The organism is Plesiomonas sp. (genome assembly GCF_051650925.1).
Lineage (GTDB): Bacteria > Pseudomonadota > Gammaproteobacteria > Enterobacterales > CAMTGL01 > Plesiomonas.
This window is the reverse complement of the sequence record NZ_JBOFRH010000559.1, coordinates 1-5,626: the sequence shown is the minus strand read 5'-3', so window position 1 is coordinate 5,626 and position 5,626 is coordinate 1. Positions and strand designations below refer to the sequence as shown.

Genomic DNA, 5,626 nt, shown 5'->3' with positions numbered 1-5,626 from the left:
GGTGATAAGCATAGTAAATCCTTATTACTGACGATTTAAGCGTAAAACAGTCACGAAGCGTAAAGCTTGGTGACACCTTTACCTTCGCCGTATCACACATACATGGGTTTAATCGTCATGCTGATACTGTAAAAGTGTCACCACCCAATAAAAATAGGATTTTACGCGTATTCACTCCATGAGCGACCATCACGGGCGATCATCGCAATAGAGGCTACCGGCCCCCATGTTCCTGCCTGATACGGCTTTGGTGGCTCGTTATCTGCCGCCCATGCCTGAATAATTGAATCAGCCCATTTCCACGCCTCTTCCACCTCATCACGGCGAACAAACAGCGCCTGAATACCACGCATAGCCTCTAGCAGCAGACGCTCATACGCATCAGCAATATGCTCTTCACTGAACGTATCACTAAAACTCAGATCCAGTTTCGTGGTTTGTAAACGGTGCTTATGATCAAGACCTGGCACTTTATTGAGGATCTGAATCTCAATACCCTCATCAGGCTGCAAGCGAATAGTCAGCTTATTCGGTGGAAGATCTTTATACGAATCGCTAAATAAGTTTAGTGGTGGATTCTTGAAATACACCACAATTTCAGAACATTTTGCCGGTAAACGCTTACCCGTGCGCAGATAAAACGGCACGCCAGCCCAACGCCAGTTATCAATATCCACACGAATAGAGACAAAAGACTCGGTCGCACTGCTCTTATTTGCGCCCTCTTCTTCCAGATAGCCCGGAACTTTCTGCCCTTGCACAAAGCCCGCCGTATACTGGCCGCGTACCGTTTTTTCATTCACGTTGGTGTGATCGATACGGCGCAGAGCGCGCAGAACTTTTACTTTTTCATCACGAATACGGTCAGATGTCAGATCAACAGGTGGCGACATCGCAATCATGGTTAAAATCTGCAACAGGTGGTTTTGCACCATATCGCGCATCTGGCCTGCTTTATCAAAATAGCCCCAGCGCCCTTCAATGCCCACCTCTTCAGCAATGGTGATCTGCACATGATCAATCGTGCGGTTGTCCCACTTAGAAGCAAAAATTGAGTTAGCAAAGCGCAATGCCAGCAAATTCAGAACCGTCTCTTTACCCAAATAGTGGTCAATGCGGTACACCTGAGACTCATCAAAAAACTCAGCCACACCATCATTAATAATTTGGGATGAAGCCAAGCTAGTGCCAATCGGTTTTTCCATCACCACACGGTGAGGCTGACGGTTTAAACCCACTGCCGCCAAGCCTCGGCAAATTGCCGGATAAGTCATTGGTGGCATGGCAAAATAGTTCAGCATTACACGTTCTACACTGTCTTCCAGTGCAGCCAACTGCGCAAAGTCAGCCTCGTTATTCACATCCAAATTACAAAAACGCAGGCGCTGGCTTAATGTGCCCCACACCGCAGGATCAACCGCCTCTTTTTGGAAGGTCATCAGCGCGCTGTGAACAAAATCAACGTACTCTTCTTGTGTCCACTCTGCACGGCCAACGCCAATAATGCGTGAGTCTTGGTGCAACAGCCCTGCTTTCTCCAGTTGATACAAAGAAGGCAGTAGTTTACGACGTGCCAGATCCCCTTTCGTTCCGAACAGAACCAGATCACAGGCTTGTGCTTTTGATACCATTATGTCGTCCTCAAACCGGTTGTTGCCAGTGGCGTTATTTTTTTACTGTACCCTACCTAAGCAACTTATTTTACGCAGGAAACGAATTCAAGGGAAATACGCTAATATCACGCGAATGAATACGTGAATCCACTGAAAATACTCAGCCAGTTAGCCACTCATACAATCAACCCTATTTTTAGACCTCAATCATATTCTGACGAAATAATACGAACATTCATGCGCTGACTCGCTGTGAAGTGGCCGCCTCTGGTAGTATATTTCCAACATACTCTCCCTTTTGTTGTTGAGAGATACAGGGATTTTCGTAACATTAAAACATGACGTGGTATTCGCATGAACACACTGGACAAAATCCAGAAAAGCCTAGAGCACTTTAGCAAATCAGAACGAAAAGTTGCTGAAGTCATTCTTGCCTCGCCGCAAACGGCAATCCACTCAAGCATTGCAACCTTAGCCAAAGTGGCGGATGTCAGTGAACCTACCGTAAACCGCTTTTGTCGCCGTTTAGATACCAAAGGTTTCCCTGACTTTAAACTGCACTTGGCTCAGAGCTTGGCCAACGGCACACCTTACGTAAACCGTAATGTGGAAGAGGATGATGCGGCTGAAGCCTATACCGCGAAAATATTCGAATCCACCATGGCCAGTCTGGAAGTTGCCAAAAACAGCTTAGACCCGAATGCCGTCAACCGTGCCGTTGATCTGCTCACGCAGGCCAAGAAAATTTCATTTTTTGGTCTAGGCTCATCCGCTGCCGTAGCCCATGATGCCATGAACAAGTTTTTCCGCTTCAATGTGCCGGTTATCTGGTTTGATGATATCGTCATGCAACGCATGAGCTGCATGAACGTAGGCGAAAATGATGTGATTGTGCTGATATCACACACAGGCAGAACCAAAAGTCTGGTCGAAATAGCTCAGCTAGCCCGTGAAAATGAAGCCACCGTCATCGCCATCACCTCTGAAGGTTCACCGCTGGCCCGTGAAGCCTCACTAGCACTAACACTCGATGTACCCGAAGATACCGATGTCTACATGCCGATGGCCTCACGCATTGCACAGCTGACCCTGATAGATGTCCTCGCGACAGGCTTTACGTTGCGCCGTGGCGCTAAATTTCGTGATAATCTCAAGCGGGTAAAAGAGGCCCTGCGTGACTCGCGCTTTGAAAAAGGGGCATAAGCCTGATATAACTAGAGTCCGCTGAATGATTATTCATAAAAAATGCCATTATCACACACAAATAGCATGAAACAACTAATGCAGGTTTCATCTAAAGTGCGATAATACGCAGACTATTTTGTACAAGATTACCGCACAGTAACACCCTGACAACAGTGTGACGCTGCGCGTTTGCATTATTGCATTTCTGTTCACTATCACGATGCACTTTGCCGCATTCGGCACACCGTATAGCGACTATTTAACGGAGTTATCCATGTCCAGAAGGCTCAGAAGAACCAAAATCGTTACCACACTCGGCCCCGCAACTGACCGCGACAATAATCTTGAAAAAATCATTGCCGCCGGTGCTAACGTTGTTCGTCTAAACTTCTCTCACGGCACTGCAGAAGACCACCTTGCGCGTGCAAATAAAGTACGTGAACTGGCGGCTAAACTGGGTAAACATGTTGCGATTTTAGGCGATCTCCAAGGCCCTAAAATTCGTGTATCTACATTTAAAGAGGGAAAAATCTTCTTAAATGTAGGCGATAAGTTCCTGTTAGATGCCGAATTGCCAAAAGGTGAAGGCGATAAAGAACAAGTCGGTATTGACTACAAAGGTCTGCCAAATGATGTTGTTCCGGGCGATATTCTGCTACTCGATGATGGCCGCGTACAACTGAAAGTGCTGGAAGTTCAAGGGCTAAAAGTGTTCACCGAGGTTACTGTTGGTGGCCCGCTGTCGAACAATAAAGGCATCAATAAACTGGGTGGCGGTCTGTCTGCAGAAGCGCTTACCGAGAAAGATAAAGCCGACATCATTACTGCAGCCAAAATCAATGTGGATTTTCTGGCCGTCTCTTTCCCACGTACAGGGGAAGATCTGAACTATGCGCGCCGTTTGGCTCGTGATGCCGGTTGTTATGCCAAAATTGTAGCTAAAGTCGAACGTGCCGAAGCGGTTGCTACTGATGAAGCGATGGATGATGTGATCCTTGCCTCTGATGTGGTTATGGTTGCCCGTGGTGATTTGGGTGTTGAGATTGGCGATCCAGAGCTGGTTGGCGTACAGAAAAAACTGATCCGCCGCGCACGCAGCCTGAATCGTTCAGTGATCACCGCAACCCAGATGATGGAGTCAATGATCACCAACCCGATGCCAACCCGTGCAGAGGTGATGGACGTTGCTAACGCCGTACTTGATGGCACCGATGCGGTCATGCTGTCAGCCGAAACGGCCGCAGGCCAGTATCCAGCGGAAACTGTCGCAGCAATGGCGCGCGTCTGCTTAGGTGCAGAGAAGATGCCAAGCATCAATGTCTCTAATCACCGAATGGATCGCACCTTCGACAATGTTGAAGAGACCATTGCGATGTCAACCATGTATGCCGCTAACCATCTACAAGGTGTGACAGCCATTATCGCCATGACTGAGTCTGGCCGTACTGCGCTGATGATGTCACGAATCAGTTCTGGTAAGCCAATTTTTGCTATGTCTCGCCATGAAACAACCCTGAATCTGGCAGCGCTGTACCGTGGTGTTACACCAGTATTTTTTGATACCCACACCTCAGGCCACGATGCGGCACAAGAAGCTGTTTCTATCCTAAAAGATAAGGGCTTTTTGATGGCAGGTGATCTGGTTATGGTCACTCAGGGTGATGATATGGGCGCCATTGGCAGCACGAATACCTGTCGTATTTTGCGTGTTGAATAACCCGTATCAACAGTAAAATAAACAGGTAACACTGTTGTATGCGTGGCTTTTATAAAAATTAAAAGCCACCTATACAAAAGAGAGATGCAAAAATAAAACCTGTTTCTCTGACAAAAAAAGCCACGAAAATATCGTGGCTTTTTTATTGTACGTTTATATTGTGTGCTACTCCGGATTACTACAAAGATTAATTGCGAATTTTATCAGCAAAAACCTGCACAGGATCGGTTCGGAAAACATACAGCCGCTTTAGGGTATAGGGGTTATCATTAGGTTTAACTTTTCCTTGCTCAGTCGTTACCGCTAACCGATAACCGGCCTCTTCAGCTGCTTTAATGGCCAATTTATTATAACCACCAAAAGGATATGATAAATAATCCACATGATAATTATATTTAGCCAAGACTTTCTTTGAGCGTACAAAATCACGATAAATATTATGGTATGACTTTGACAATAATATTGGATGTTTTGATGCTGCACGTTTATGCATGAAATGGGTATGTGACTCTATTTCAAATACATCCTGCATCGCATCAATTTCCTGAAAACTCAAAAATTGTAGCGAATTAGCATCCCACGGTTGAGGGAAATATTTAATTCGTGATGAAATAATAAAGGCCACTGCATTCAATTTTAATTCTTTTAAAACAGGATAGGCATATTTATAAACTGACTTTAATCCATCATCAAATGTTAATACCACCACTCGGGCCGGTAAATTATTCTGCCCTTTGATATATCCCTCAAGCGCTTCCATACTGATAGTCTGGTAGCCAGCCTGTTTTAAATAGGCCATTTGATTACTAAATGCAACATCTGAGGTAGTTGTTGATGTATGACGAAAAAGTTTATTCTCTTGATTATTGAGAATATGATGGAACGTCAACACCGCAATACCATTATCGTGTTCAACATCTGTCGCTTTTATATATTTCACTTGTCCCGCAATATTAATCACATACCATGCAATATTATTGCTATCTTCTATTTTATCTACAAAAGGATAACGCAAATTATCATTTAAATAGGCAAAAATCGTAGGTTTATACGATATTTCATTATATATCGGCACAACAGATTTAGTGATGATATTATCATACGCTTGATG

General features: G+C 45.0%; 4 protein-coding genes. 2 read left to right on the top strand and 2 right to left on the bottom strand.

Annotated elements, in window-relative coordinates; all coding sequences use genetic code 11:
- Positions 1–161: 161 nt before the first annotated feature.
- Positions 162–1,631, bottom strand: coding sequence for a glucose-6-phosphate dehydrogenase (gene zwf / locus ACRC27_RS13300; protein ID WP_438621664.1), 1,470 nt, complete (start codon positions 1,629–1,631; stop codon positions 162–164).
- A gap of 336 nt (positions 1,632–1,967) precedes the next feature.
- On the opposite strand from zwf, the gene ACRC27_RS13295 reads away from it, so the two are divergent.
- Together ACRC27_RS13295 and pyk are read left to right on the top strand one after the other, a co-directional pair.
- Positions 1,968–2,816 (top strand): MurR/RpiR family transcriptional regulator, encoded by an 849-nt coding sequence (locus ACRC27_RS13295; protein WP_438621663.1) that lies wholly within the window; start codon positions 1,968–1,970, stop codon positions 2,814–2,816.
- A gap of 256 nt (positions 2,817–3,072) precedes the next feature.
- The gene (pyk, locus tag ACRC27_RS13290; protein WP_438621662.1) at positions 3,073–4,515 is read left to right on the top strand and encodes a pyruvate kinase; all 1,443 of its coding nucleotides are present in this window, start codon (positions 3,073–3,075) and stop codon (positions 4,513–4,515) included.
- A gap of 187 nt (positions 4,516–4,702) precedes the next feature.
- Here pyk and ACRC27_RS13285 read toward each other — a convergent pair.
- A partial coding sequence (locus ACRC27_RS13285; RefSeq protein ID WP_438640095.1) for a polysaccharide deacetylase family protein occupies positions 4,703–5,626 on the bottom strand: 924 nt, incomplete at its 5' end.

Coding starts and splice junctions, on each gene's coding strand:
- zwf (WP_438621664.1), bottom strand. CDS start 1,631: ATGGTATCAAAAGCACAAGCCTGTGATCTGGTTCTGTTCGGAACGAAA.
- ACRC27_RS13295 (WP_438621663.1), top strand. CDS start 1,968: ATGAACACACTGGACAAAATCCAGAAAAGCCTAGAGCACTTTAGCAAA.
- pyk (WP_438621662.1), top strand. CDS start 3,073: ATGTCCAGAAGGCTCAGAAGAACCAAAATCGTTACCACACTCGGCCCC.